Below are 23,421 nucleotides of genomic sequence, written 5' to 3'. Positions count from 1 at the left end.
GAAAACCCCTGCGCGGGAACGTGAACCGCTTCCCGTTACCTGTTCCCGCTCCGATACCAGCTCCCAAGAGGCTTCGCATCGGAAGCGGAGCCGGAATCAGGAGCGGTTCACGTTCCGGCGCACGATTAACTTCGCAGCTTCTCTAGGGTTAACACTACCCCGGCTTTATTGAGCTGAGTAGTTACGAAAGAGGATACAAAAAAAGGGATACAAAAAAAGGGAAATAGCTAGGTTGCCCTAGCTACTCCCCTTTTCGTCAACGGCGCTAAGCTTACTTAGCCCTCGTCTACAGCGAGTAACGTTGGACCATCATGATCATGCGACTCATGTGAGTCGTCTGAGCCACGCGGATCTTGATTATCAGACTCATTTGAGTCGTTATCAGATCCGTGTCCATCATCATGAGCTGCAGAACCTTCATCGGATGGCGCGCCTTCTCGTGGAATCGATAGGGTAACTGCCTTCTTTACGAAGTAGTTCTTGCCGGTTCCCTCTACTTCGCTAGCACCAAGCTTCTCAATAACCTGGTCAGCTATGGCCTCTGGAACATCTACAAACGCATAGCTTCCACGAACGGCTACACGGTGTATCTCAGATGCGTTGATACCACATGTATCAACTACCTTCTGCGTAAGCCCTTCACTCGAAACACCGTGCTTTGAGCCGACACCTACGTAAAGACGAGCCTCTTTGTCGACCATTATCATTGGGCGTGGCTGACGTGGTTGACGTGGCGGACGGGAATCTCCGTTACGCTCGTAATCACCTCCTCGCTCTCTACCACGCTCTCCGCGATCGCCGCCGCGATCCCCGCGGTCTCGACCCCTGTCGCCGCCTCTATCGTCAGCACCCCTACGGCCACCACGTTGAGACTCTCCAGCCCTATCTCCGCCCCCTAGGAACTTTGTCTGGCTCTCATCCTCCTCGAATGAATCATCCTGTTGAGGGCGATCATATCCGCTACGATCATCACGATTCCCCCGGTTCTCATTGAAATCATTGCGAACACCACCACGACCACCGCGATCATCACGAGCGCCGCCGCGACCGCCTCCACGTCCGCCGCGATCATCTCGACCGCCGCGATCATCACGACGCTCACGACCACCTTGATCCCGATGTCCGAAATTTCGGCGATCGTTATCGCCATCATTCATATCATCTGAGTCCTCGCCCTCATCGCGGTCCTCGCGCGCAGGCTGTATAGCTGCATTAAGGGCTGGTATAACTGTCAGCGTATTATGGAGCAACAATGCAACGATCTCGCGTACGTTAGCATCAGAGGTGATCTTATTAACCAACTCGTTTAGTCCAGGATCGCTCGCAATCTGCGCTTTTTCCATGGCCTGCTCACGCAGCTTAACGAACTTATTAACGAAGATCTTCTCTGGAGTTGGCAACTCCTCTTTGATGAACTCAACTTTCCCAAGCTTATTAAGAAAGTGAAAGTTCGAAAGATCCGCAGCAGCCACAAGACTCAAGACTTTCTTAGTCTTGCAAACCGTTTCAGGGGTAACTTCAGATGCATAGCGGTGGAAGTATATCTCCGGATCGGTTGGCACTGAATAATTTAGCACAACATCAAACTCACCGAGGGAAACACCACGAGCTGCTACATCGGTAAGTACCAGCGCTGTAATCTCTCCCTTCTGAACCTGCTGAATCGCCTTGCTAAGCTTTATCTGCGGTACGTACCCGATCAACTTTACCGAGGCAACTCCACGTTTCCTAAGGATAACATCTGCGAAATCCGCATCTGAGGGCGAGTTACAGAAAACAAGAACTGAATGCCCCGCTTCTAGCTCAATCAGATCACTTAACGCTTGCGGCTTCGCCAGAAGCGATGTTCCTACTTCAAAATAAATATGTTCCATATTCTGCACCACGACTCCAAGTTATAATCGAACAGATCAGTAGCCCTATTGCTACGGATAATACCGTTACGGGTAAAAACAGCTGCAAAATGAAAGGATCTTCATTAAGCGCCCTACACCAGACGGAATTTATTGACTCCGCTTGAGCGCACTCGCATCGAGATTATTTATAAGGGGACCTTCGCTCCCTATATTGTAATAGGGCTATCGGTCTATCTACCGGCGATTTTCATGAATTATCACAAAAATGTCCAGCGTGACATTTCTCATTTATAGTTGGCTAGTCTATACCATATACAGCGCTGAGCGGAAGTTTGATTGCAACCTTTTTAGAGCTAAGTCACCATAACCATGCCGTTATACGCCAAAATGTTACTACCACTCGTGCTGTTAGCGTTAGCTACAGGGTGCCAAGTATATCAACAAGCAAGCACTGCCTTAGATCAGGTAATAGAGCCTAAGCACCTAGAAACAATAGATATTTCAGCCTGGCCGCCTCTTAATCTGGCGTTATTTCCTAGCGCCAAAGGCCACACAGGGGAGGTTCTAGCTATAGAGCAGATATCGGAATCCCCGCTACAGCTAGTTTCGGTCGGAAGTGATGGCAGGGTAATCGGCTGGGATCTGAATAGTGGCTCCGGGCACCTTCTGAAAACGCTTGAAGCCCCCCTTCAATTCGCTACGGTTGGAGAGCGCGCACCCCTTATAGCGTACGCTACCAAGGGGCGCCTTGTGGTTACCTGCCTAATAGAGTGCCAGGGAGAGTGGTCGCTGAGCCGCCTTAAGACCCGCCCGGCGAGCTTAGAGTTTCACGACCTGGACAACTCGGTGCTGATAGGTGGTGGTGATGGGCGAGTATACCGCTGGAACTTCGCCCTGGAAGGCTCTGCAACTACGGTGACGGAGCGAGAGAAAATCCTTGAGCGTTACATAGCTCATCAGAGCCCAATCAGCGCGCTGGCCTCTCATTCTGTGGGGCGTGCCTTCTTTTCAGCGGACTGGAGCGGTGCGCTTTACTCCTGGCTGCCCTATACAGCCGACGATCATGGTGGAGAGTACGATAAGAACCTCTTCGGCGGTCGTTTTTACGGCGAGATCGGCACCTTCTTAAAAGCGCCTAGGGGTCAGGATAGAGGCATTACGGCGCTCGGTCTCTCCGCTAATGGCGAGCGACTCGGGCTGGGCTCAGAGGATGGCTACGTTGAGGTCTGGGAGGTGCGCGGCTTTCTGATGGGTGCTCGCCAAGCGGCGCACAACGGTCGAGTTACCTCAGTAGCAGTTTCACATGATGGTCAACGGGTCGCCTCACTTGGTCGTGATTCAATGTTGTTCGTGCACGCCGTCGCACCAGATCCGATGCACCGCATCGCTCCAGAAGCCTTACCGTTAACTCTTGAGCCGATACTATCTCAGCCTATGGCCGGTGCGCGTCACCTGCGCTTTATCTCAAACGGTAACATTATCTTTACAACCGCTGATGGGCGGCTAGGCGAGATCTCTCTGAAAGATCTTAAGGATACTACTTCAGCTCTTCGTAAGACTACCCATACCCCTACCCGCGCCCCTACTGCTATAGATTCCGATTACTGAGGAGATATAGCGCTCTGTGAACAATCCAAATCAAAAAATACGAAAAGTGCTTTGGATATTTGCGCGCGCAGTGCTCTGCGTAGTTCTAATCAATATCTCGCAGCTCGCCGCTTACTGCCGACACGGGGGAACCTCCGTTAGCTCGTTGCAGGACGTGGTGGATGAGTCGCTGTACCTGAGAAGCGCTATCGACCAGGGCAACTACATGCCACAGGAGGCGATCTATTTCGAGCATGCCAAGCAGCTCAATCTAGGGGCACTATTGACCCACTGGCGGCCCGATCAAACTTACTCACATTTCATGGTCGGACGCGTTGCAAATCTGCTTGGATTAAGACTCTACGAGCTTAATCTAGTCCTAGATCTAGTATGTGGAGTCCTCGGGTATCTCCTGCTCTTTATATTTTTTCGCATACTCCTTGGCTCTAAGCATGCGCGACTCGCTGAGCTCTCTGCATTAATATTTCTCTGCTTTCCGTGGCTCTCCTCGATAGAGAACTGGGTAACGATGCACACCATATGGCCCTCATACACGGCCATTATGGGTGGTCTAGTAGCACACTCAGTATTGCCGATTCAGGAGGGGCTAGAGGCGCAGCTCTCGACCCTTTGGTTCGGGATAACGCTTGTCGCCTTTGCGCTCATGCGGCGGCGGTCCTTCCAGCCTGCCTGGCTGACCTTAGCTCTCGGGGCGATCGCCGGACTCGGCATATATACCTATGTACTAGAATGGCTAGCCATCTCGGCGCTTCTTCCGCTTCTGATCGCTACGACTCTAGTTCAGAATCGAGAGCAAGAGAGTGTTCGTAGAGGAGTCGGCATTGCCACTCTCTTTTTTGCGGGGAACCTGCTTGTAGCACTGCCCGCGATACTTCAGATTATGGCTGTTAGGAGCAGCAAACACATCTTCATAGATGATGCAGAGCTATACCGTCAGGCCTTCTACCTACCAGTTGAATGGCTCTTTCTGCTTGGCCTTGGAGCTCTGCTCCTATATCTCTCTCGAAGCAGACTCACGCCAACACAACACTTTCTTACTGGGGCTATATTAGCCACGATCTTTGCAGAGCTACTGCTCCTTAACATCCAAGCAATCGCTGGTTTTGCAACGGTTGGTATCTTTATTGTCATCTCGTTTACCAGGCCTCTACTCTCTGCATTAATCATTGCGCTCCCCCTCTCATACTTCTCAGATCGGAAATTTTTTCGATGGATCTTCACACCACTCATCTGCTTTTTTATTGTGCTGGCCGGCATTGATAATTATCGCATAGCGCAGCATGAGACTAATGATAAGGAGGGCCTAACGCCGCTGATCAGCTATCTTCAACATAATGTCCCGAAAGGTTCGGTTCTCGCTATGCTGACCTATAACGATCCCTTTAAGACGCAAACTCACGAGTGGGACTGGCGCTGGCAGCCGAATGCCGTGGCCGCGCTAACAGAAAACTTCCTGCTTAAGGAGGCCATTGGCCTAGAGTGGGGAGCTCTATCACCACAGGAAACTATCTCGCGGGAACTGGCACTTGGGACAGTTTTTACCGCAAAGCCTACGCTTATTCGCGGATGTAGCGAGACCCTTATAACGGAACCGAAGCGGCTATTCTTTCAGCAGTGGGTAGCCATACAACTCACTAGGCGCTACAACTGCGCGCAGGCCGCTTCAATCATTTTAGAGACGACCCCCTGTGACTCTATAAGAAGCTACAAATTAGACTATATTATCTGGGAGAGAGGCTTCAATCTTATTAAGCCAGCCTACCTGGCCCACGCTGGGCGTTCCATGTGGACGAGCCCTGATGGGGCGTTTGAGGTGATTCAGCTCGACCAGCAGCGGGCTATCGCAGCTCTCTGCTCTCCTCAACAAGGCACCAAACAGTAATCAATGGCTCTGCTGCACTACATGATTAATTCTGCTAAGGTCCTGTAACTATATGACTGATAGCTCTGCGCCTCTACCAACACCCCCCACCCACTACAACACTCCACGTTATGGCCTGGTAGCGCTAGTAGCGCTTACCACTGTGCTGCTCGACCAGCTTTCAAAGGGCTGGATCCTCAGCACCTTTACCCCCGGAGATATTAAGCCGGTCATCTCAGGGCTCTTTAACCTGACCCTGACCTTCAATCCAGGTGCTGCCTTTGGGCTATGGACCGGACTATCTGACGGCTGGCGACAGCTCCTTCTTAGCCTTACGGTTCTGATCGCCCTGGCCGTTGTGCTCTTTTTTCTGCGGCAACCGACCCACCGCGGGCGGTTATCACAGATAGCGCTCGCCGCCATCCTGGGAGGCGCAATCGGTAATATAGTAGATCGGCTACGCCTCGGCGCAGTGGTTGATTTTATCGATATCTATCTGGGTAGCTCGCATTGGCCCGCCTTTAATATCGCCGATAGCGCTATCTGCGTTGGTGTGTCGATCCTAATACTACTTCCCCAATCTAAAACAACCCCAAAAAACGCTTAGTGCTAATATCTATTTTGGATTGCGGCATATGGGCTCCTCCCTCTACAATCCGATGTATATTATTCTCCGCTCCTTGGTTAACAGATACCGGTTTGAATAGCATAACCTGTATAAGGCTTTGAATTAAGCCCCCCATAGAGACACTATTTGCGAGGTACTACGATGTATTCATTTTTAACGACACTGCGTTGCTTGATACTACGCCCCGCCTCTCTTGTATCGATTACACTCGTTATTGGAAGCTGTGTTATTGGAGGCTGTGGCCCTTCGTATGAACATGCTGCAACCGATGCAGCAATCGGGGGCGCTGTTGGCGCTGGGGCTGGGGCCGCTATCGGCTCAGCTTCCGGAAACATAGCAAATGGCGCCGCAATCGGTGGAGCGACGGGCGCTATCACTGGTGGCATCATTGGAAACTCACGCGACATAGCCGAAGCTAATACCAAAGAGCAGGATGAGTTTATTATTAGACAACACAAAGCGATGGAGAAGCAGCAAGACGAGCTAGATGATCTGCGCCGGCAAAAGTACCAGGATGAGTACTACCGCGAACGCTACCAGGTTAAAGACAACGGACAGTAATTTACCTTTTAAATTTACCTTTGATAAATTTACCTTTAAGAGATTGTACCATGACAACGCTTAATTTCATCTCGCGCTCCTCGTTTGCAACACTTGCTCTAACCGCAGTGCTTGTATGCGGCTGCACCAAACCGAAGCAGACCACAGCGATAGGATCGGCAACTGGCGGAGCTATCGGTGCCGGACTTGGCGCTATCGTCGGAAATCAAACTGGAAGCACTGGCACTGGCATGGTGCTCGGTGCGGTTACTGGAGCCGCCGCCGGTTCCCTAATCGGGAACGCCTTACAGGCTCAACAGGAGTCGCTCCGTTCCCAAGACGAGTCAATCGAACGCCAGGAGCGCCTGCTGCGCGCCCAACGTTCCGAGATGGACGAGTTAAGGAACCTAAACTCAGATACTCCCTCTGCCGCGCGAACTAATAGCTCATACCGCAGCTCACCTATGCGTCCGGCGCTCTCTGCCGAAGCAAGCCGTAAATTAGCAGAGCTTGAAAAACGGGGGCCAAATCCACGTGGAACTAACAACCTCCATGCTTATGTTCCCCCCGCTCGCCCAGCCCCCCTGAGGGTTAATAGCGAGCCACTCGCCCGATTCGACGTGCAGAGCTCTATAACTCCTGCAAGAAAGATGGAGCCGAGTCTTACCGCACCAAAGCGTGTTGAAAAGCCCCTTGCTTCGAGCACAACAGGGGTAAAAAGCGATACAATAGTGGCAGAAACGAGAACCATTGAAACTAGGGTAACAGATTCTACGCTAGAGGAGAGCGATATCCCCGTAGAGCTATCAGCTATCGAGACAGCTAGATTGGCTAACGAGCCTGCAACCTCAACAGCGTGTCAGGAAGCTACGGGCGAGCAACAAGCAGCGCAATCTGCTGCTGAGAGCTCTCAGAAGCTCTATCACCTACGCCGAGCGCTACGCCTCTGCCCTAATAATGCTAGCTTTCATAGCGAGATTGGACAGGTTTACCTCTCAATGGAGCGATTCTCAGAGGCTTCATTTGAATTTAAGCAGGCATTAGCCGTAAATCCTAATTTTCAAGCTGCGAAGAACGGCTTGAAGGATATTGAATCTACTAGCACAGAGAAGTTTTAAATGAAATTTTAGAGCAGGATATTTAGATCATATGAAACGCGTAATTCTCACATCCCTACTCCTCCTCTCGGCCTGCCAGCAGGGTCAGTTCGGCGCTACCGAGACCGGCGCTCTGGGGGGTGCCGCGGCGGGTGCGGGATTAGGCGCTATCATCGGCAATCAAACCGGCCAGACTGGTGCTGGCATTGCGATCGGCTCGGCTGCCGGCGCTCTAGGAGGCGCATTAATTGGAGGTCAGATCGACCGACAGGATCGCGAGCTCAATCGGCGCGACAGGCAGATCGAAGAGCAAGATGATGTTATCCGTGAAAACAGGCGGCTACTGGAGGAGCTCAAGGAGCGTGGTATCGACGTGCGGGATTCTGAGCGTGGTATTGTGGTTAATCTGCCCGACGTGCTGTTTGAGTTCGGAAGATCGGCTCTTACATCATCTGCCGTATCGACCATTAGCGAGATCGCTGACGTCGTACAACGTGCCCCAAGTCGCAGTATCTCAATTGAGGGTCATACCGATTCGATCGGCACAATAGAGTACAACTTTCACCTCTCAGATGCGCGCGCGCGTCGTGTTGCAGATGAACTTGTGCACGATGGTATCCTACCCCGTCGTATTACGATTAAGGCCCTCGGCGAAACGGATCCGATCGCAACCAATAAGACTGAGCAGGGACGACGGCAAAATCGTAGAGTTGAGGTTGTGATACTCAATCCGCGCTAAACTAGTGTGCCCTAAAACGTGCGGCACAACTTAGCTAGCGACAGCCTCTTTGTGGTAAACTCGCATCGGTGGTTGCAGGCCATTGACGACATCTGGGGTGATAATAACCTCCTTGATGCTGCTGTTGCTTGGAATATCGTACATAACCTCAAGCATAGTATTCTCAATAATTGAGCGCAGCCCGCGTGCCCCGGTTTTCTTTGCAAGTGCACGTTGTGCGATCGCCTCAAGCGCCTCGCTTGTAAAGGTAAGCTCAACTCCATCCATCGCAAGCAATGTCTGATACTGCTTGATCAGCGCATTTTTTGGCTTAGTAAGGATCTCTATCAGAGACTTTTGATCGAGCATATCAAGGCTTGAAATAACCGGTAAGCGCCCAATAAACTCAGGGATCATGCCGAACTTAAGCAGATCCTCGGTCTCAAGCGCCGCTAGCTGATTATCTTTTTTCTCGCTGATCGTAACGATATTATTTCCAAATCCAAGATTCTTCTTGCCGGTTCGTTGTCCGATAATGCGCTCGATGCCATCGAACGCTCCGCCAACGATAAAGAGGATATTGGAGGTATCAACCTGAATGAAGTCCTGCTGCGGATGTTTACGGCCACCCTTTGGCGGAACATTTGCTTTGGTGCCCTCAATTATCTTAAGTAGCGCCTGCTGCACCCCCTCTCCAGAAACATCGCGCGTAACGGATGGCGTATCGCTCTTACGAGCAATTTTATCGATCTCATCGATATACACGATGCCGCGCTGGGTCTTCTCAATATCGTAATCAGCAGCCTGCAGCAGATTAACGATGATGTTTTCAACATCCTCGCCAACGTACCCTGCCTCAGTCAGGCTGGTTGCATCTGCAATTGTGAACGGCACATCTAGAACACGCGCAAGCGTTTGCGCCAAAAGGGTCTTGCCTGAGCCGGTTGGTCCAATCAGAAGAATATTTGACTTCTGAAGCTCAACTGCGCCCTTGATCGTTTGATTGTTCTGAATACGCTTGTAGTGATTGTGTACCGCAACAGAGAGGACCTTCTTTGCATGGTCCTGCCCGATAATGTAGTCATCAAGGGATGCCTTGATATCTTTGGGCGTTGGAACCGCCTGACGATTCGTCTGGTGGGGTACCCCATCAAACTCCTCCGTTAGTATATCGTTGCAGAGCTCAACACACTCATCGCAGATATATACTGATGGCCCAGCTACAAGCTTGCGAACCTCTTCCTGCGTCTTGCCGCAGAACGAACAGATTAAGTTACCACCGCTCTTTCCGTTATCCTTACTCATGGCCTTGTCCCCTAGAAAAACCCTTTGGAAAAACCCTCATTCCTATTCAGATGCTTAAACAGGTGGGGAGGATTGCCCAATCAGGGGAAACCGCATTTGGATCCATCAGATCCTGTATAATTTAGTATCGGTACGGTGTTTAAAAACCTTTAGGGCGAAATCGACCTATTATGGGTCGGCAAGTAAAGTAAATAACTTGACATTTTATGTGTGGGGCGCGTTAAGGGGCTTTTAGCACCATAAACGGATGAGTTAGACTCTTAAGGGTTATGCGCCGTGGTTTGGCCTCTACTTTAATTTAGGGCTTTAGGACCGATCGCAAGATCGAATCCTTTTAACCATCGACAAATTTATAATGGGATGAGTAGTTACCAGCATTTAAGGAATTATTATGGAAAAATTCAAGGTTAACGATCGTGTTCGCCGCTTACCATTTACGATTACCCTTCCTAGAGAGGGCGCTACGAGCGTAAGCGCCCTTGATGATGAGGCTGAGACTACGACCATCTCAATCCGTGGTTGTCTGGGAGTCATCAAGGCGCTATGCCAGGAGACCACCATCACATCTAAGGAGAACAAGGCGCGCGCCATGATGATCCAGGTGCTGTGGGATAACGGAACTCTATCGTATCACGGACCAGAGGCGATTGAGGTCTCGTAACTATTCACCCCAGTATAAACTTATCGGTAATTAAAAGGATTCGATCTTGCGATCTGTCCTAAAGACCCCCTTTCTTGACGTCCCCTGATCGGGGACGCTTATTTTAGGGTGAATAGTTATTGTTTCCACCCAAGTTTGCTTCGCAAACTCGCCCCTTGATAGGGGCTAACGTATTCACCGCATCAGACCAGTGTGCGTTGGCCCCTAACAAGTGCCTATTTACTCTTGAATTGGAAGGGCTGCTCTGCGCCCTCGATCAGGCGCTGAATGTTCTGCCGATGACGTGCGATAACTACGACCGAAACGATCACAAATGAGAGGCAGATCGCCTCAGAGAGGTTCATCAGAAAGGCCGCTAGCGGAAGCACTAGCGCAGCCAGCATTGAGGAGAGCGACACTATTCGCGATAGCGCAAACGCTATCCCGAATACTGCCAGCGTGATTAGCGCAGAGACCCCACTTAACGCTGCTATCATACCAAGCGCTGTCGCAACACCCTTTCCTCCCCGCAGAAATTGCGGAATAGAGAAGCAGTGACCACAAACAAGAGCCGCGCCCGCCGCTGCAGGGAATGCAACGGAGCTGCTTACAAAGGCTGCTATCATTACGCCGATATACCCCTTAAGAATATCTCCAGCCAGTGTCAGCAGCCCCGCCCGCTTGCCGAGAATACGCGCCACATTAGTAGCGCCCACGTTACCACTCCCCTGCGCTGTAATATCGATCCCGTGCAACTTTGAGATGAGACGTCCGGTAGGAAACGCCCCTAAGAGATAAAATGGAAGAAGCCCCAGTATAGTTAAGGCCGTGCTCATGCTCGCAACCGTCTAATCGCCTCGGCCCTGTCAGCAGCCCCAAAGATATACGAGCCCGCTACCAAGGCAGAGGCCCCCGCCTTTCTGCACAACGCTCCGGTCTCTGCGGTAATGCCCCCATCGACCTCAATCACTACCCCTGGGTTGTGCGACTGAATTCTGTCGTAAAGTTGTTGGATCTTAGCTATTGAGCCGGGGATAAAAGGCTGCCCACCCCAGCCCGGATTGACCGTCATAACCAACACTAGATCACATACATCAAGCACGTCGTAGATAGATTCGACCGGGGTTCCAGGACTAATCGCCACGCCGTTTTTAAGCCCTAAGGCACGGATCTCAGAAAGCGTACTGTGCAGATGCGGACAGACCTCCTGGTGCACTATAATGCGGTCGGCTCCAGCCTCCTTAAACGCTTGAAGGTGTTTCTCCGGCTTAACGATCATCAGATGCACATCGAGAAAGAGCGCGCTCTTGGCGCGTAACGATCTGACTACGTTCGCTCCAAATGTAATCGGAGGCACAAAGGAGCCATCCATAACATCTACATGAATCCAGTCAGCACCGGACTCGGTGAGGCTACGAACCTCTTCATCGAGGCGGCCGATATCAGCCGCTAGAATAGAGGGCGCGATAATGTTGTGATCTAAATTTTGTTTCATTGGTCCGTTATAAAAGGCCGCTAGCTGGACATTACTTTAGCCTGCTTGGCCTAAAGCAGGCCAGAGCGGAATTCTGCTAAAGGGTGTTTATCGGGTAAATTTGGCTTGGTACGGTTTCTGCAATAAATGCCTTTGAAGATCCTCAATGGATGAGGAGCTTGTGGTCTGTTTATAAGGTACCGCAATGGAAGCGATTCGTAGTAGCTCTGCAACTATCTCTAATCAAAGCACAACCTCCCCGAATCAGGGCAGCGCGCCGACAACAGCCTCGGCCGAATTCGACAAGACCCTCAGGTCTCTGCTGGTAGCCAATAAGGAAAATAAGGTCAGTGAAGAGGAGGTTTTTTCCGCTCTTGTTCAAGAGCGGATCAAGCAGGAGCAGGGAGAGGAGTCCCTTGGCAAATTTAAGGAGCTTCTAACAAAGAGTAAAGATGCCCTTCGGAAACCAGATGGGTTTGTGCCGGTTGAAGATGCTACCAAGAACGCCCTCAAAGCCTTTAGGGAGAGCGGCGCAATCTCTACGGAGCAGGCCGACAAGATCTACTCCCAAGCCTTCGCTGCAGCGCAACTAGATGGCAACACCGCCGCACTATTTGACGATCGTGGGGGCCCTGGAGATAGCTCCGTCGCCACTTCCACCCTTGAGCAAGCCCTGCTTGCAAGCCGCACTAAATTTGAGAATTTTGCTGCCGGTAGCGAGGTAGCGCCAACTCGCAGCATTATGGAGGAGAGTGTGGGCAAGGTCGGTGCTGGAAGCTCCTCGGAGCTAGCTTCTGCGGGCTTCTTGTTTAAACCGATCTCAGATAGCGATGGTAAACTAGCTATTCTACTCCCCCCTAAACTAGCCGGAATGGTCGCCGGAGTGCGTCTAATCGGCCCCTCTGGCGAGGTGCTAGAGTCCGGACGATTTAGCGGCAACGGTAACGGCGGTCGTGACCACTATCGATTCTCTAGGCCCGGTGCAAGCTATCTAGATGGCCTGACGGTTGAGCTAACCCTTAAAACTAACGAACGGATCCGGTACGTGATCGATGAGACCTCGGAGCGCAGTGGGGGCGGCTCACCTGATACTAGAAATGGTTCCAATCGGGGCGGTAGTGGCTCAGGTGGGGGTGGCGGATCACAGGATGATACCTCCCTGTAGGGCTTACCACGCAGAACAGAACGGCGTTTCCTATAATTGGATTAAGGTACCCAAGATGCTAGCCGACCATTCTACTGGTAGGTAGCAAAGAAAGGATTAGCAATGGGCGTCATCGTCGGAACATTAGGGGTGCTATTGAGCGTGCTGATCGGGTTTATGGGACCCGGCGGCCCGATCGAGGTTCTTTTCCAGCCCTATGAATATCTGGTTATCATGGGTGGTATCGGGTTTACATCCTTGATCTCCTCACCTGGTTCCATCTTAAAAGCTCTGCCAGGCGCCATGTTCGGCGCGGTTAAGGGTAGTGGCGTAAATGCCGCTGTGTTCAGGGACCTGCTCGGTTTGATGGCCATCATCTTTGACACGATGCGCCGTGAAGGTGTGCTTGGAATCGAGGGAGACATCTCTAATCCGCATCAAAGCGCGCGCTTTAATAAGTATCCGAAGGCTTCGCACAACCACCACCTGATGGAGACCTTGACGAGTGCGCTGCGCCTCTATGTGGACGGTGTAGTAAATGCCTTTGATCTAGATAAGCTACTCGACTCCGAGATCGAAACACACCACGAAGAGGCGCTACTCCTTCCAGGTACCGTAAAAGGTCTGGCCGATGCCTTTCCCGCTATGGGAATCGTAGCCGCCGTACTTGGAATTATTATCACCATGCAATTTCTCGATGGTCCTCCTACCGAGATCGGGCACCACGTTGCCGCGGCTCTAGTAGGAACCATGCTTGGGATCTTCCTCTCCTACGGATTCGTGGGGCCACTCGGATCAAAGATGGAGCACAACGTACGAGAGAATACGAGCCTGCTAAAATGCGTACGTGCAGGGCTAGTCTCATTCGCTGGAGGAGCTCCGCCAGCTGTAGCCCTTGAATTTGCGCGGAAAACTATCCCAAGTGTGTTCCGTCCAACGGCAGAGCAACTTGAGGAGATCCTTAAGGAAGCTAAGAAGAAGTGAGGTCTGTGACAACAGAGATAAATGGCAAAAGACGACAAGCCGGTCATTATAATCAAGAAGGGGGGGCACGGAGGCCATCACGGCGGCGCCTGGAAGATCGCCTACGCGGACTTCGTAACGGCGATGATGTGTTTCTTTCTCTGTATGTGGTTGATCAGTACTGCCTCAATTACAACGCGCCAGTCCATTGCCTCGTACTTTAGAAAGCCTGCGGTCTTTACCGAGGGTTCCGGCATGCCGCTACTGCTTGGTGGGCAGGGCATCCTTGAGGATGCTTTTACTCCGCCACGACCAGAGGACAAAAGAAAGCTAAAGAACCCCTCTGACGACCCATCTCGTAGGCTTTTCGGTGAAACGGATGTAGATCAGGACAAGCACTACGAACGGGATGGCCGCTTACCTCCCAAAAAGAATCGAGGTCCGGATCAGATAACGGGACTTAACTCTGACAAAAAAAATGCTGAGGAGAGTCGTCGTGAGATACGGCTACGCCTGATTGCAGAGTCTACCAAGATTGAGCTCAATAAAATAATAAAGTCGAACTCTCAGCTAGCAAATATCTTGGGCAAGATTGAAGCCAGCGTTGAAGCGGACGGACTAAAGATCGAGATCATGGATACAGACAGGTATTCCATGTTTGACAGCGGCAGTGCGCGCATCAAGCGTGATGCGGAAGCTGCCTTCCAGCAGGTCACCGATGTGATTAAAAAATACCCCAATACCGTTGAGATCTTCGGCCATACGGACGCCACACCCTTCCCCTCCCGAGCTGGTGGTTATACCAACTGGGAGCTCTCAGCCGACCGCGCCAACGCTGCACGCCGCTTGATACAGTCACAGGGCCTACCAACACAGCAGATCACAAGCGTTATTGGTAAAGCTTCCAGCGAGCTTAAGGTGCCGGACTCTCCACTAGCACCCGCCAATCGACGTATTACCCTCAAGCTAAAGTTTAATTGGCAGGGGGACATCGAGCCCAATGATGCTCAGACCTCTCCAGAGGGGCTGCGTAAATTGTTTGCTCCAGAACTATCAGAGCAGGAGCCTAAGGAGCCAATTGCGGCGGCCAACTTAGTTACTCCACCTGCGCTAGCAGTAGAGCCGCGCAAAACTCCAATCCCAATCCCAATCCCAACAACATCTGATAGTCGTACCGGTAGAATTAAACTGCCAGATGGTCCAATTATCGAGGAGAATCCGGAATACATGCCACAGGATAAGATCTTCGGAAACAATCCGGTACTTGGGGCTAGGGAGCTTTCTATACACTAGGGGCTCTTAGCCTGACTGTAATCTCTCCTCCTTGCGCTTAACCAACTCCACACTACAATAGCTGCTGACTAGCATATAATGAGGAGGAAGCATGCGAGCTATTCAGATAACAGCAACTCTGTGCATGGCGGCCGGGATCGCGTGCGGGGCCTTTGGCGCACATGCTCTGCGAGATATAGTTCCGCAAAGGGAGTTACTAATCTGGGAGAAGGGGGTGTTCTATCAGTTGATCCACGCTCTGGCAGCGCTACTGATAACATCGGCAACTGGGCTACAGATCTCTGATAGGGCACGGCGCGCCATCGGATGGTTATTTTTGGGCTCCCTCGCCATATTTTCCGGCACCCTGTACGCACTGGTGTTAAGCGGCATGCATTGGCTGGGCGCAATCACCCCAGTCGGTGGTGCTGGATTTATACTTGGCTGGTTGCTACTTGCATATCAGCTAGTTAAGCAGCGTTGCAGAAGCCATTAACTCTATTCAGATCAATAGTTGCGAATCTACTGCCCATGCAGCCCCATCCTATCAATTAATGATCCAAGATCGAATCTCCAATATGCTGCGTATCGCTATTCTGGTTGCTGCCACCACAGCCTTATCCGCTGCTATCGCATCGTGTGGCGGCGGCGGCGGTGGTGGTGGTGGTAGTGACGATGGTGGCGGAACAGCTAACTACCCTGGTAGCCTCACTTTATCTGTAGAGCGGGACAGGATCGACTCTGGAGACATGGACCGCGTGCGGATTGAGATCAACGACTTAAATCCGGATGGCGCAATCCTTAAATTCCACTATCCCAATTCCCTGAGGTATGTAGAAAACAGCGCTATTCTCTTTCCAGACAGAGAGGAGCAGTCCGATATCTCTCCGTACGACGAGGTTAGCATCGATGGGGAGCGCTATCTCGTCTTTTTCCTCTACTCCAGCAGCGCTCTGAACGATGCATTTATCTCGCTTGAATTTGATCTGAAGGCCACCAAGAGCAATTCCGAAGCGTATGTAGAGGTAGACCTAGATAACAACGATCTGAATATTCTGGACAGTCTTGAGTTTAAAGCCTCCTCGCCAAGGTTCTCAGCCCTTGAAAGATGGGACATAGTGATCGAGGCTGAATCAACCGATCCGACACCAACCCCAGGGCCTACTAAGACCCCTCGTAAATAGCGCTTGGCCACCCCCCTTTATTATAGACTCCTGTCTCAAAACGGGCCATGCTCCCCTGGTCTTTTGAAAAATACCACTACTCTGCATGAGCACCAACAACGCTGAAGCCCCTACTATTCCAGCTACTGCGACCGATGCGCCAATGCGTCCGATCTGTCGTCCCTTTCTTAAGTGGGCCGGTGGCAAGACTCAACTCCTACCCCACCTTATACACCGCATTCCCAACTCATTTAACCGCTATATAGAACCATTTTTAGGAGGTGGCGCGCTCTATTTTGCGCTGCAACCTAAGGTTGCGTTCCTAGCTGATTGCAACAATGAGTTGATTAACTGCTACCAAATCGTTCGTTCGCAGCTTGAGGAGCTAATAGAGGAGCTCAAGGGCTACCGTTACGATAAAGAGATGTATTATGCAGCCCGCGAATTAGATCGACGCCCAGACTTCGCCTCTCTCTCACGAGTTAAGCGCGCGGCGCGCCTAATCTACCTTAATAAGAGCTGTTTTAATGGACTCTACCGCGTTAATTCTAGGGGTGAGTTTAACGTCCCATTTGGTGCCTATACCAACCCAACTATCCTCGATCAGCAGAACCTAAGAGGTTGCCAAGCATTGCTGCAAAAAGCTGTAATACAAAGCGGAAATTTCGAGCAGGTCTTAGAGGTTGCGGATAAGGGTGATTTCGTATACTTCGATCCTCCTTACGCCCCAACCTCAGAGACCTCAGACTTTACGCACTACTCAAAGGATGGCTTTGATGACGTTGCACAGGAGATGCTGCTACTTGTCTGCTTACAACTTAACCAACGTGGTGTAAAATGGATGGTATCCAACTCCAACACTGCGCTGATTCAAGAACTCTACCGAGGATTTAAGATTGAGCCGGTATGCGCCTTACGCGCTATTAACTCTAAGGCAGAGAAGCGCGGCTCCGTGATAGAGCTAATTATCAGGAACTTTTAGCTGTATTGGTGCTAGTAGAATAGATTAGCAGAATATAATGGTGGGCGCTGCAGGGATCGAACCTACGACTTTCAGCTTGTAAGGCTGACGCTCTACCAACTGAGCTAAGCGCCCTCAGATGGAGCACAAAGAGTAATGGCAGCAGCAATAAAAGTCAAATAGCCCGTAACCAGGCACTGCCACTTGATAGTGGCAAGAGTCACAGCCACTTGATAGTGGCAAGGGCCACGGCCACTTGATAGTGGCAAGGTTAACAGCCACTTGATAGTGGCCGTGGGTATGCCCATGTACGCGATCTTTTAAATGGCCGGTCTAGAGACCGGCGCACCAAGTAGAGTTATACCTAATGCGCAACTATCGCAGCAACGGGCGCTTTTTCATCGCTAGGAGCATCTTCACCCCGGTCCCCTTTCTTCTTATCATCGGCATAGAGCAGCTCATCTCGCATAGCCTTATGCTGCAACATACTGGCGAAGTCCTCCGGTTTGCGGCAACGCAGCGCTTCGAAGAGCACCTCATCAACGTGCGACACTGGAACTAATTCAAGCTCGTTACGTACAGTAGTTGGAATCTCCTCGATATCGTTCTCGTTCTCCTTTGGAAGAAGAACTCGGCGAATACCTCCACGATGTGCAGCAAGAGCCTTCTCTTTGAGGCCACCAATCGGCAACACGTTACCACGCAACGTTATCTCTCCGGTCATCGCAACATTTTTATCTATAGGAATTCCCGTAAGAGCAGAGATCATCGATGTTGCCATAGTGATACCAGCAGATGGGCCATCCTTCGGAATACCACCCTCTGGAACATGCACGTGAATATCTATCTTATCGTAGAAATAGCGCGGTAACCCTAAAATTGCGGCACGCGAGCGTACGTAACTCAGAGCCGCCTTAGCAGACTCCTGCATGACGTCTCCGAGCTTTCCGGTAATCTGCAAGCGCCCACGCCCTGGCAATATAGTGGTCTCGATAACTAACAGCTCCCCACCCTTCTCAGTCCACGCTAGTCCGGTAGCCAAGCCAACCTGATCAAGCTCCTCTGACTTTCCGAATCTAAACTTAGGTTGACCTAAGAACTGCGGCAAATTAGCAGTATCGATAGTTACCAGAGTATCTGGGCCCTTTTCTACCACCTCAATAGCCACCTTACGACAAAGGGTTGCGATACTACGCTCCAAACTTCGGACTCCTGCTTCGCGAGTATATCGATTTATAATCTCCGAATAAACTCCATCACTTATCCTCATGTTTTCAGCAGTCAATCCATTCTCCTGGACCTGCTTTGCAAAGAGGTATTTCTTACATATCGCAACTTTTTCAAGCTCTGTGTATCCAGATAGCCTAATAATCTCCATACGATCCATCAACGGTTGTGGAATAGTATGTAGTGAATTAGCCGTCGTAATAAACATCACCTTCGAAAGATCGTAATCACAATCTAGGTAGTGATCGTTAAACGAATCGTTCTGCTCTGGGTCAAGCACCTCGAGCAACGCCGAGGAAGGATCCCCTCGGAAGTCGGTCGACATTTTATCAACCTCATCAAGCAGGAACACAGGATTACTGGTACCAGCCTTCTTTAACGACTGGATAACCTTACCAGGCAACGCGCCTATGTAGGTTCGGCGGTGACCACGGATCTCCGCCTCATCACGCACGCCACCAAGAGCTACACGCACGAACTTGCGGCCAGTTGATTTAGCGATCGACTTGCCGAGCGAAGTTTTTCCTACTCCCGGAGGTCCTACCAAGCACAGGATCGGCCCGCGCATCTTGCCAACAAGCTTCTGTACGGCGAGATACTCAAGGATTCGCTCCTTAACCTTCTCTAATCCGTAGTGGTCCTCATCAAGAACCGCGCGAGCCTGCTCCATATCGATCTCTTCTTTAGAGATCTCGTTCCACGGAAGGGCCAACATCCAATCCACATAGTTACGCACAACGGTGGCCTCCGCCGACATCGGCGACATCATCTTGAGCTTGCGGATCTCCTTCTCTGTCTTCTCTCTAATATCAGCAGGCATCTCCTTTGATTTGAACTTGTCATCAAGCTCCTGAAGTTCATTACGGAAATCGTCTTTTTCTCCGAGCTCCTTCTGGATCGCCCGCATTTGCTCGTTCAGATAGTACTCCTTCTGAGTCTTCTCCATCTGCTTCTTGACACGACTACGAATTCGCTTCTCTACCTGCAAGATCTCAATCTCGGACTTCATATGACCGAGGATCTTCTCAAGCCGCTCTTGTGGCGGAATGGTCTCAAGGATCTCCTGCTTGTCTTCGAGCTTAATATTGAGCTGGACTACGATAGCATCAGCAAGACGCGAAGGATCTTCGATCGCGTTAACCTGCATTATCATCTCAGGATTAACCTTCTTGCCGAGCTTCACATAGTTATCAAAGGTGGTATTGACCGAGCGCATCAATGCCTTAAGATCAGTTGTGACCTCCTCATCCCAGACGATCTCCTCAACATCAACCAACATGAACTCATCTTCGCGCACGAACTTCTTAACACGAGCGCGCACCTTGCCCTCTACAAGCACCTTAATCGGGCCATCAGCGAGGCGAATTAACTGAACTACCTCGCCCAAAGTTCCAATAGTGTAGATATCTTTAGGCCCTGGATTGCTTGTGCGGGCGTCTTTCTGCGCGGCGAGAAATATGTATTTTCCTTCGCGCTGCGACTCCTCTATGGCTTTGACGCTCTTTTCCCGTCCTACAAAGAGCGGGACAACCTGCTGGGGGAATACTACGAGTTCTCTTAGTGGCAGAAGTGGGATCGGATTGTTGAGTGATGCTTTCATTGTTCTCTTAGAAGTCAAAACAGCCGTTAGTAACCTATCCTTCCAGTATCGCTGATAACATACAGCCTAGATCAGCAATGCATGAGGAGAGAATAAACCCAACCATCTATTTTTACTATAGCAGATGGTCGCAAGATGGCGGATAGCCGACCACCTCTACCTGTATGATGCTAGTCGAGCATCAGAGAAATCACAATAATATAGCTTTGTAAAAAGATCTGGCACACGAAGAGTCAATCACTGTTATCAGCAGATACAAATTTGATACAACCGGCCGATCCTGTGCTGCTATTTACGCCTTGTCTTACCGTTCTATAGAGCAGCGTTCTGAGACCTAAGCAGATTCTGCGTGCTGATATACAACCAGGGGTTTTTCGCCCTTATTAACTGTATCCTCAGAGACAATGACCTCTTTTATATCAGGCTCGGATGGAACCTCATACATAACATCAAGCATGATTGCCTCGAGAATTGCACGCAACCCACGTGCCCCAGCCTTTCTCTCAACAGCCTGCTTGGCAACCGCGGCAAGTGCGCCCTCAGTAAAACGGAGCTGCACACCCTCCATATCAAACAGCTTCTTGTATTGCTTCGTTAGAGCGTTCTTTGGCTCAACCAGTATCTTAATTAGCGCCCCATCATCGAGATCATCGAGAACCGCGATCATAGGAAGACGTCCAATAAACTCAGGGATCAATCCAAACTTAAGGAGGTCTTCAGGCTGGACCCTGCTAAGCAGCGAGCGTTTCTCCTCTTTCTTGGAGCGCTCCTTGTCTTTGGCCCCCTTTTGCTGTGCCCCGAAGCCTAGCTTCTTCTCGCCAACCCGGCGGCGAATGATGTCCTCTAGTCCTACGAACGCCCCTCCGCAGATGAATAGGATATTACTCGTATCAACCTGCAGGAACTCCTGCTGCGGATGCTTACGCCCACCCTTTGGTGGAACGCTTGCAACGGTACCTTCAAGCATCTTAAGCAACGCTTGTTGCACCCCCTCACCCGAAACATCGCGAGTAATCGAAGGGTTCTCCGCCTTGCGAGAGATCTTGTCTATCTCATCTATGTACACTATTCCGCGCTGCGCCTTATCTACGTCATAATCGGCGTTCTGCAGAAGATTTAGGATAATATTCTCAACATCCTCTCCAACATAACCAGCCTCGGTCAGAGTAGTTGCGTCGGTGATGGTAAATGGGACCTGCAAGATCCGCGCTAACGTTTGTGCAAGCAGGGTCTTTCCGGTGCCGGTTGGTCCGATTAAAAGGATATTGGACTTGGCGATCTCAACCTCTCCGGTTCCGCCCTTAGCTTCGATGCGTTTGTAGTGGTTGTGTACTGCTACAGAGAGCGCCTTCTTTGCGAAGTCCTGCCCTACAACAAACTGATCGAGAAATGACTTGATATCTTTGGGCTTAGGAAGCTTGGACTGCGTAGGAGTGACGCTATCGCCCTCAACCTCCTCTGCAATAATATCGTTACATAGCTCGATACACTCATCGCAGATGTAGACAGAGGGACCAGCGATAAGTTTCCGCACCTCCTCCTGCGAACGATTGCAGAAGGAACACACCAACGTAGTTCTACCTTTATCACCAGGCTTGCTCACAGAGGCTCCTTAATACCCTATTCCTTTTTCCCATCAACAACACGTCGCTCGAAAACATCGTCGATTATTCCGTATTCCTTGGCCTGCACAGCAGTCATGAAGAAATCCCGGTCACTGTCCTCTTCAACCTGCTTAAGTGCTTGTCCACTATGGCTGGCAAGAAGCCCTGTCAACTCTTGCTTGATACGGATCATCTCGCGCGCATGGATCTCAACATCGGAGGCCTGTCCACTAAAACCACCGAGTGGTTGATGGATCATAATGCGTGAATGCGGCAAGGCTGCGCGCTTGCCCTTCTTTCCGCCAGCCAGGAGCACCGCTCCCATACTGGCCGCCTGACCGACACACACGGTAGAAACATCCGGTCGGATGTACTGCATGGTATCGTATATCGCCATACCTGCGGTCACACTACCACCGGGGCTATTGATGTAAAGAAATATGTCCTTCTCTGGGTCATCGCTCTCGAGGAAGAGAAACTGCGCTATAATGAGGTTAGCAATCATGTCATTGACCTCGGTACCGAGGAAGATTATGCGCTCCTTAAGAAGTCGGGAGTATATATCATAGGAACGCTCTCCGCGCCCTGTTTGCTCGATAACGAAAGGAATATAAGCCATGAAGATCCCCCTGAAAAAATGTCGAAAAGGTCGCTGCCGATCGCCCGTTAGCGTACCTGCATGCCCTGTTTATAATAACTAAGAGACCGTACCAAAAACTGATCCATTCAAGCAACTGAAGTATTTAGTGTTACTCGAAATATTAGCAGTATGGCTAAGCCTTCACTGCTGCATCGGGTTTTGGGGCACCGAATTCTGGGACACCAGGTTCTGGAGCATCTGTGTATTCAACCGTAGTCTTAGACATTAAGTGCTCAAGTATCTTGGTGCGCCTAACCTCCAGCAAAAAGGACATAATACGCGATTTTTCCAATAGGATCTTGCGCGTTGCCTCGACCGTAGAGCCGTTCTGCTCAGCTGCACGCTGAATCATACGCTCACGGTCAGCCTCATCAACCTTGATATCCTCGGCCGAACCGACGCGATCTATGATAATTGCACCCCGAATTCTATTTAGCGCGAACTCAGAGAACTGCTCACGAAATAGGTTTACATCGATAGATTCCGGCTTTGCCTCCCTGCCAGCAAATCCGTAACGCGCTACGATCCCTCGGATTTCATCGTCAACCATCGCAGAAGGGACCTTAAATGGGTGCTCCTTTACAAGCATATCCAAGAGAGCGCCCTGGGTCTCGGACTTAACCTCCTCCTCTGCTTGCTTACTAAGCTGCTCACGCACCTTTTCACGCAAAGCCGCTACGGTCTCAACCTCAAGGCCGATAGTCTTTACAAAATCATCATCAAGGGTTGGCAAATTCTTGGTAAAGATACCGTGCAACATGCCTCGATAGGTGACCTGCTTGCCCCGCATCCCTGGATTCTGATGATCCTCGGCACCGGTAATAACCACGTCCTTACTGTCGTTAACGCTCAGTCCAACGAACTGCTCCTCAACCTCATGAGAGAGCTTGCCAGAGCCGAGCTGATCAACGAACGGCTCACCACGAGAGAATTCCCCGTCCCCGATCTGAATAGATATGGAGAGAGCCACCACATCACCCTTTGCAGCCTCCTTGCGATCCTCTATCGGCTTAAGGTCGGCCTTGGACTCGCGCAAACGCTCCAGAGACTTATCAACATCATCGTCCACGACAACTTTCTTCACAACCTGAACGGTCCTATTGAGGTAATTTGAAATGAT

Annotated in this window: 21 protein-coding genes and 1 tRNA gene; 13 read left to right on the top strand and 9 right to left on the bottom strand. The window is 50.8% G+C overall.

Annotation, left to right across the window (positions count from 1 at the left end):
• Window positions 1-275: 275 nt before the first annotated feature.
• Window positions 276-1,874, bottom strand: coding sequence for a DEAD/DEAH box helicase (locus tag NTV65_04935; GenBank protein MCX6114548.1), 1,599 nt, complete (start codon window positions 1,872-1,874; stop codon window positions 276-278).
• Window positions 1,875-2,243: 369 nt separating this feature from the next.
• On the opposite strand from NTV65_04935, the gene NTV65_04930 reads away from it, so the two are divergent.
• From NTV65_04930 to NTV65_04905, 6 genes are all read left to right on the top strand, one after another.
• Entirely contained in the window at window positions 2,244-3,464 is a 1,221-nt protein-coding gene (locus NTV65_04930) for a WD40 repeat domain-containing protein (GenBank protein ID MCX6114547.1), read from the top strand.
• A gap of 16 nt (window positions 3,465-3,480) precedes the next feature.
• The gene (locus NTV65_04925) at window positions 3,481-5,346 is read left to right on the top strand and encodes a hypothetical protein (protein MCX6114546.1); all 1,866 of its coding nucleotides are present in this window, start codon (window positions 3,481-3,483) and stop codon (window positions 5,344-5,346) included.
• A gap of 52 nt (window positions 5,347-5,398) precedes the next feature.
• The gene (gene lspA / locus NTV65_04920; GenBank protein MCX6114545.1) at window positions 5,399-5,932 is read left to right on the top strand and encodes a signal peptidase II; all 534 of its coding nucleotides are present in this window, start codon (window positions 5,399-5,401) and stop codon (window positions 5,930-5,932) included.
• Window positions 5,933-6,094: 162 nt separating this feature from the next.
• A complete protein-coding gene (locus NTV65_04915) occupies window positions 6,095-6,514 on the top strand; it encodes a glycine zipper domain-containing protein (protein ID MCX6114544.1) in 420 nt (139 codons plus the stop codon).
• 50 nt (window positions 6,515-6,564) lie between these two features.
• Entirely contained in the window at window positions 6,565-7,611 is a 1,047-nt protein-coding gene (locus NTV65_04910) for a glycine zipper domain-containing protein (GenBank protein MCX6114543.1), read from the top strand.
• A 31-nt stretch (window positions 7,612-7,642) separates the two neighbouring features.
• Window positions 7,643-8,329: an OmpA family protein gene (locus tag NTV65_04905; GenBank protein MCX6114542.1), complete on the top strand. Its 687-nt coding sequence runs from the start codon at window positions 7,643-7,645 to the stop codon at window positions 8,327-8,329.
• 30 nt (window positions 8,330-8,359) lie between these two features.
• On the opposite strand, the gene clpX (NTV65_04900) is transcribed toward NTV65_04905, so the two are convergent.
• Window positions 8,360-9,613, bottom strand: a complete 1,254-nt coding sequence (gene clpX, locus NTV65_04900) for an ATP-dependent Clp protease ATP-binding subunit ClpX (protein MCX6114541.1) — start codon at window positions 9,611-9,613, stop codon at window positions 8,360-8,362.
• Between the two features lie 391 nt (window positions 9,614-10,004).
• Here clpX (NTV65_04900) and NTV65_04895 point away from each other — a divergent pair, with 391 nt between their 5' ends.
• Window positions 10,005-10,274, top strand: a complete 270-nt coding sequence (locus NTV65_04895; protein ID MCX6114540.1) for a hypothetical protein — start codon at window positions 10,005-10,007, stop codon at window positions 10,272-10,274.
• Window positions 10,275-10,489: 215 nt separating this feature from the next.
• Here the strand turns inward: NTV65_04895 and plsY are convergent, their stop codons facing one another.
• Complete coding sequence (plsY, locus tag NTV65_04890; GenBank protein ID MCX6114539.1) at window positions 10,490-11,089, bottom strand: glycerol-3-phosphate 1-O-acyltransferase PlsY; 600 nt, start codon at window positions 11,087-11,089, stop codon at window positions 10,490-10,492.
• Window positions 11,086-11,748, bottom strand: coding sequence for a ribulose-phosphate 3-epimerase (gene rpe / locus NTV65_04885; GenBank protein ID MCX6114538.1), 663 nt, complete (start codon window positions 11,746-11,748; stop codon window positions 11,086-11,088). The genes plsY and rpe overlap by 4 nt, the downstream gene beginning before the upstream one ends.
• A 184-nt stretch (window positions 11,749-11,932) precedes the next feature.
• On the opposite strand from rpe, the gene NTV65_04880 reads away from it, so the two are divergent.
• The 6 genes from NTV65_04880 to NTV65_04855 all read left to right on the top strand — a co-directional run bounded on the left by NTV65_04880 (window position 11,933) and on the right by NTV65_04855 (window position 17,251).
• The gene (locus tag NTV65_04880; GenBank protein MCX6114537.1) at window positions 11,933-12,892 is read left to right on the top strand and encodes a hypothetical protein; all 960 of its coding nucleotides are present in this window, start codon (window positions 11,933-11,935) and stop codon (window positions 12,890-12,892) included.
• Window positions 12,893-12,994: 102 nt separating this feature from the next.
• Window positions 12,995-13,855, top strand: coding sequence for a MotA/TolQ/ExbB proton channel family protein (locus NTV65_04875; GenBank protein ID MCX6114536.1), 861 nt, complete (start codon window positions 12,995-12,997; stop codon window positions 13,853-13,855).
• A 21-nt stretch (window positions 13,856-13,876) separates the two neighbouring features.
• A complete protein-coding gene (locus NTV65_04870) occupies window positions 13,877-15,127 on the top strand; it encodes an OmpA family protein (GenBank protein ID MCX6114535.1) in 1,251 nt (416 codons plus the stop codon).
• Window positions 15,128-15,218: 91 nt separating this feature from the next.
• Window positions 15,219-15,602 carry a DUF423 domain-containing protein gene (locus tag NTV65_04865; GenBank protein ID MCX6114534.1) on the top strand — a complete coding sequence of 128 codons (384 nt, stop codon included), beginning with the start codon at window positions 15,219-15,221 and terminating at the stop codon, window positions 15,600-15,602.
• A gap of 82 nt (window positions 15,603-15,684) precedes the next feature.
• Entirely contained in the window at window positions 15,685-16,290 is a 606-nt protein-coding gene (locus tag NTV65_04860) for a hypothetical protein (protein ID MCX6114533.1), read from the top strand.
• Window positions 16,291-16,375: 85 nt separating this feature from the next.
• Window positions 16,376-17,251, top strand: a complete 876-nt coding sequence (locus NTV65_04855) for a DNA adenine methylase (GenBank protein MCX6114532.1) — start codon at window positions 16,376-16,378, stop codon at window positions 17,249-17,251.
• A 38-nt stretch (window positions 17,252-17,289) separates the two neighbouring features.
• Here the strand turns inward: NTV65_04855 and NTV65_04850 are convergent.
• The 5 genes from NTV65_04850 to tig form a co-directional block, all read right to left on the bottom strand.
• Window positions 17,290-17,365, bottom strand: a tRNA-Val gene (locus NTV65_04850).
• 229 nt (window positions 17,366-17,594) lie between these two features.
• Complete coding sequence (gene lon / locus NTV65_04845) at window positions 17,595-20,057, bottom strand: endopeptidase La (protein MCX6114531.1); 2,463 nt, start codon at window positions 20,055-20,057, stop codon at window positions 17,595-17,597.
• A 334-nt stretch (window positions 20,058-20,391) separates the two neighbouring features.
• On the bottom strand, window positions 20,392-21,660 hold the full coding sequence (gene clpX, locus NTV65_04840; protein MCX6114530.1) for an ATP-dependent Clp protease ATP-binding subunit ClpX: 1,269 nt from the start codon (window positions 21,658-21,660) through the stop codon (window positions 20,392-20,394).
• 17 nt (window positions 21,661-21,677) lie between these two features.
• The gene (gene clpP, locus NTV65_04835; GenBank protein ID MCX6114529.1) at window positions 21,678-22,280 is read right to left on the bottom strand and encodes an ATP-dependent Clp endopeptidase proteolytic subunit ClpP; all 603 of its coding nucleotides are present in this window, start codon (window positions 22,278-22,280) and stop codon (window positions 21,678-21,680) included.
• Between the two features lie 154 nt (window positions 22,281-22,434).
• Window positions 22,435-23,421, bottom strand: a 987-nt coding sequence (tig, locus tag NTV65_04830) for a trigger factor (protein MCX6114528.1), incomplete at its 5' end; no start/stop codon positions are given.

The sequence above is a fragment of the Pseudomonadota bacterium genome, from assembly GCA_026390555.1.
Taxonomy (GTDB): Bacteria; Bdellovibrionota_C; UBA2361; order UBA2361; family OMII01; genus OMII01.
This window is presented reverse-complemented; position numbering and strand designations above follow the sequence as displayed.

Bases quoted from the DNA above. Each gene is read 5' to 3' on its own strand.
- NTV65_04935 (MCX6114548.1), bottom strand. From the start codon at position 1,874: ATGGAACATATTTATTTTGAAGTAGGAACATCGCTTCTGGCGAAGCCG.
- NTV65_04930 (MCX6114547.1), top strand. From the start codon at position 2,244: ATGTTACTACCACTCGTGCTGTTAGCGTTAGCTACAGGGTGCCAAGTA.
- lspA (MCX6114545.1), top strand. From the start codon at position 5,399: ATGACTGATAGCTCTGCGCCTCTACCAACACCCCCCACCCACTACAAC.
- NTV65_04915 (MCX6114544.1), top strand. From the start codon at position 6,095: ATGTATTCATTTTTAACGACACTGCGTTGCTTGATACTACGCCCCGCC.
- NTV65_04910 (MCX6114543.1), top strand. From the start codon at position 6,565: ATGACAACGCTTAATTTCATCTCGCGCTCCTCGTTTGCAACACTTGCT.
- NTV65_04905 (MCX6114542.1), top strand. From the start codon at position 7,643: ATGAAACGCGTAATTCTCACATCCCTACTCCTCCTCTCGGCCTGCCAG.
- clpX (MCX6114541.1), bottom strand. From the start codon at position 9,613: ATGAGTAAGGATAACGGAAAGAGCGGTGGTAACTTAATCTGTTCGTTC.
- NTV65_04895 (MCX6114540.1), top strand. From the start codon at position 10,005: ATGGAAAAATTCAAGGTTAACGATCGTGTTCGCCGCTTACCATTTACG.
- plsY (MCX6114539.1), bottom strand. From the start codon at position 11,089: ATGAGCACGGCCTTAACTATACTGGGGCTTCTTCCATTTTATCTCTTA.
- rpe (MCX6114538.1), bottom strand. From the start codon at position 11,748: ATGAAACAAAATTTAGATCACAACATTATCGCGCCCTCTATTCTAGCG.
- NTV65_04880 (MCX6114537.1), top strand. From the start codon at position 11,933: ATGGAAGCGATTCGTAGTAGCTCTGCAACTATCTCTAATCAAAGCACA.
- NTV65_04875 (MCX6114536.1), top strand. From the start codon at position 12,995: ATGGGCGTCATCGTCGGAACATTAGGGGTGCTATTGAGCGTGCTGATC.
- NTV65_04870 (MCX6114535.1), top strand. From the start codon at position 13,877: ATGGCAAAAGACGACAAGCCGGTCATTATAATCAAGAAGGGGGGGCAC.
- NTV65_04865 (MCX6114534.1), top strand. From the start codon at position 15,219: ATGCGAGCTATTCAGATAACAGCAACTCTGTGCATGGCGGCCGGGATC.
- NTV65_04860 (MCX6114533.1), top strand. From the start codon at position 15,685: ATGCTGCGTATCGCTATTCTGGTTGCTGCCACCACAGCCTTATCCGCT.
- NTV65_04855 (MCX6114532.1), top strand. From the start codon at position 16,376: ATGAGCACCAACAACGCTGAAGCCCCTACTATTCCAGCTACTGCGACC.
- lon (MCX6114531.1), bottom strand. From the start codon at position 20,057: ATGAAAGCATCACTCAACAATCCGATCCCACTTCTGCCACTAAGAGAA.
- clpP (MCX6114529.1), bottom strand. From the start codon at position 22,280: ATGGCTTATATTCCTTTCGTTATCGAGCAAACAGGGCGCGGAGAGCGT.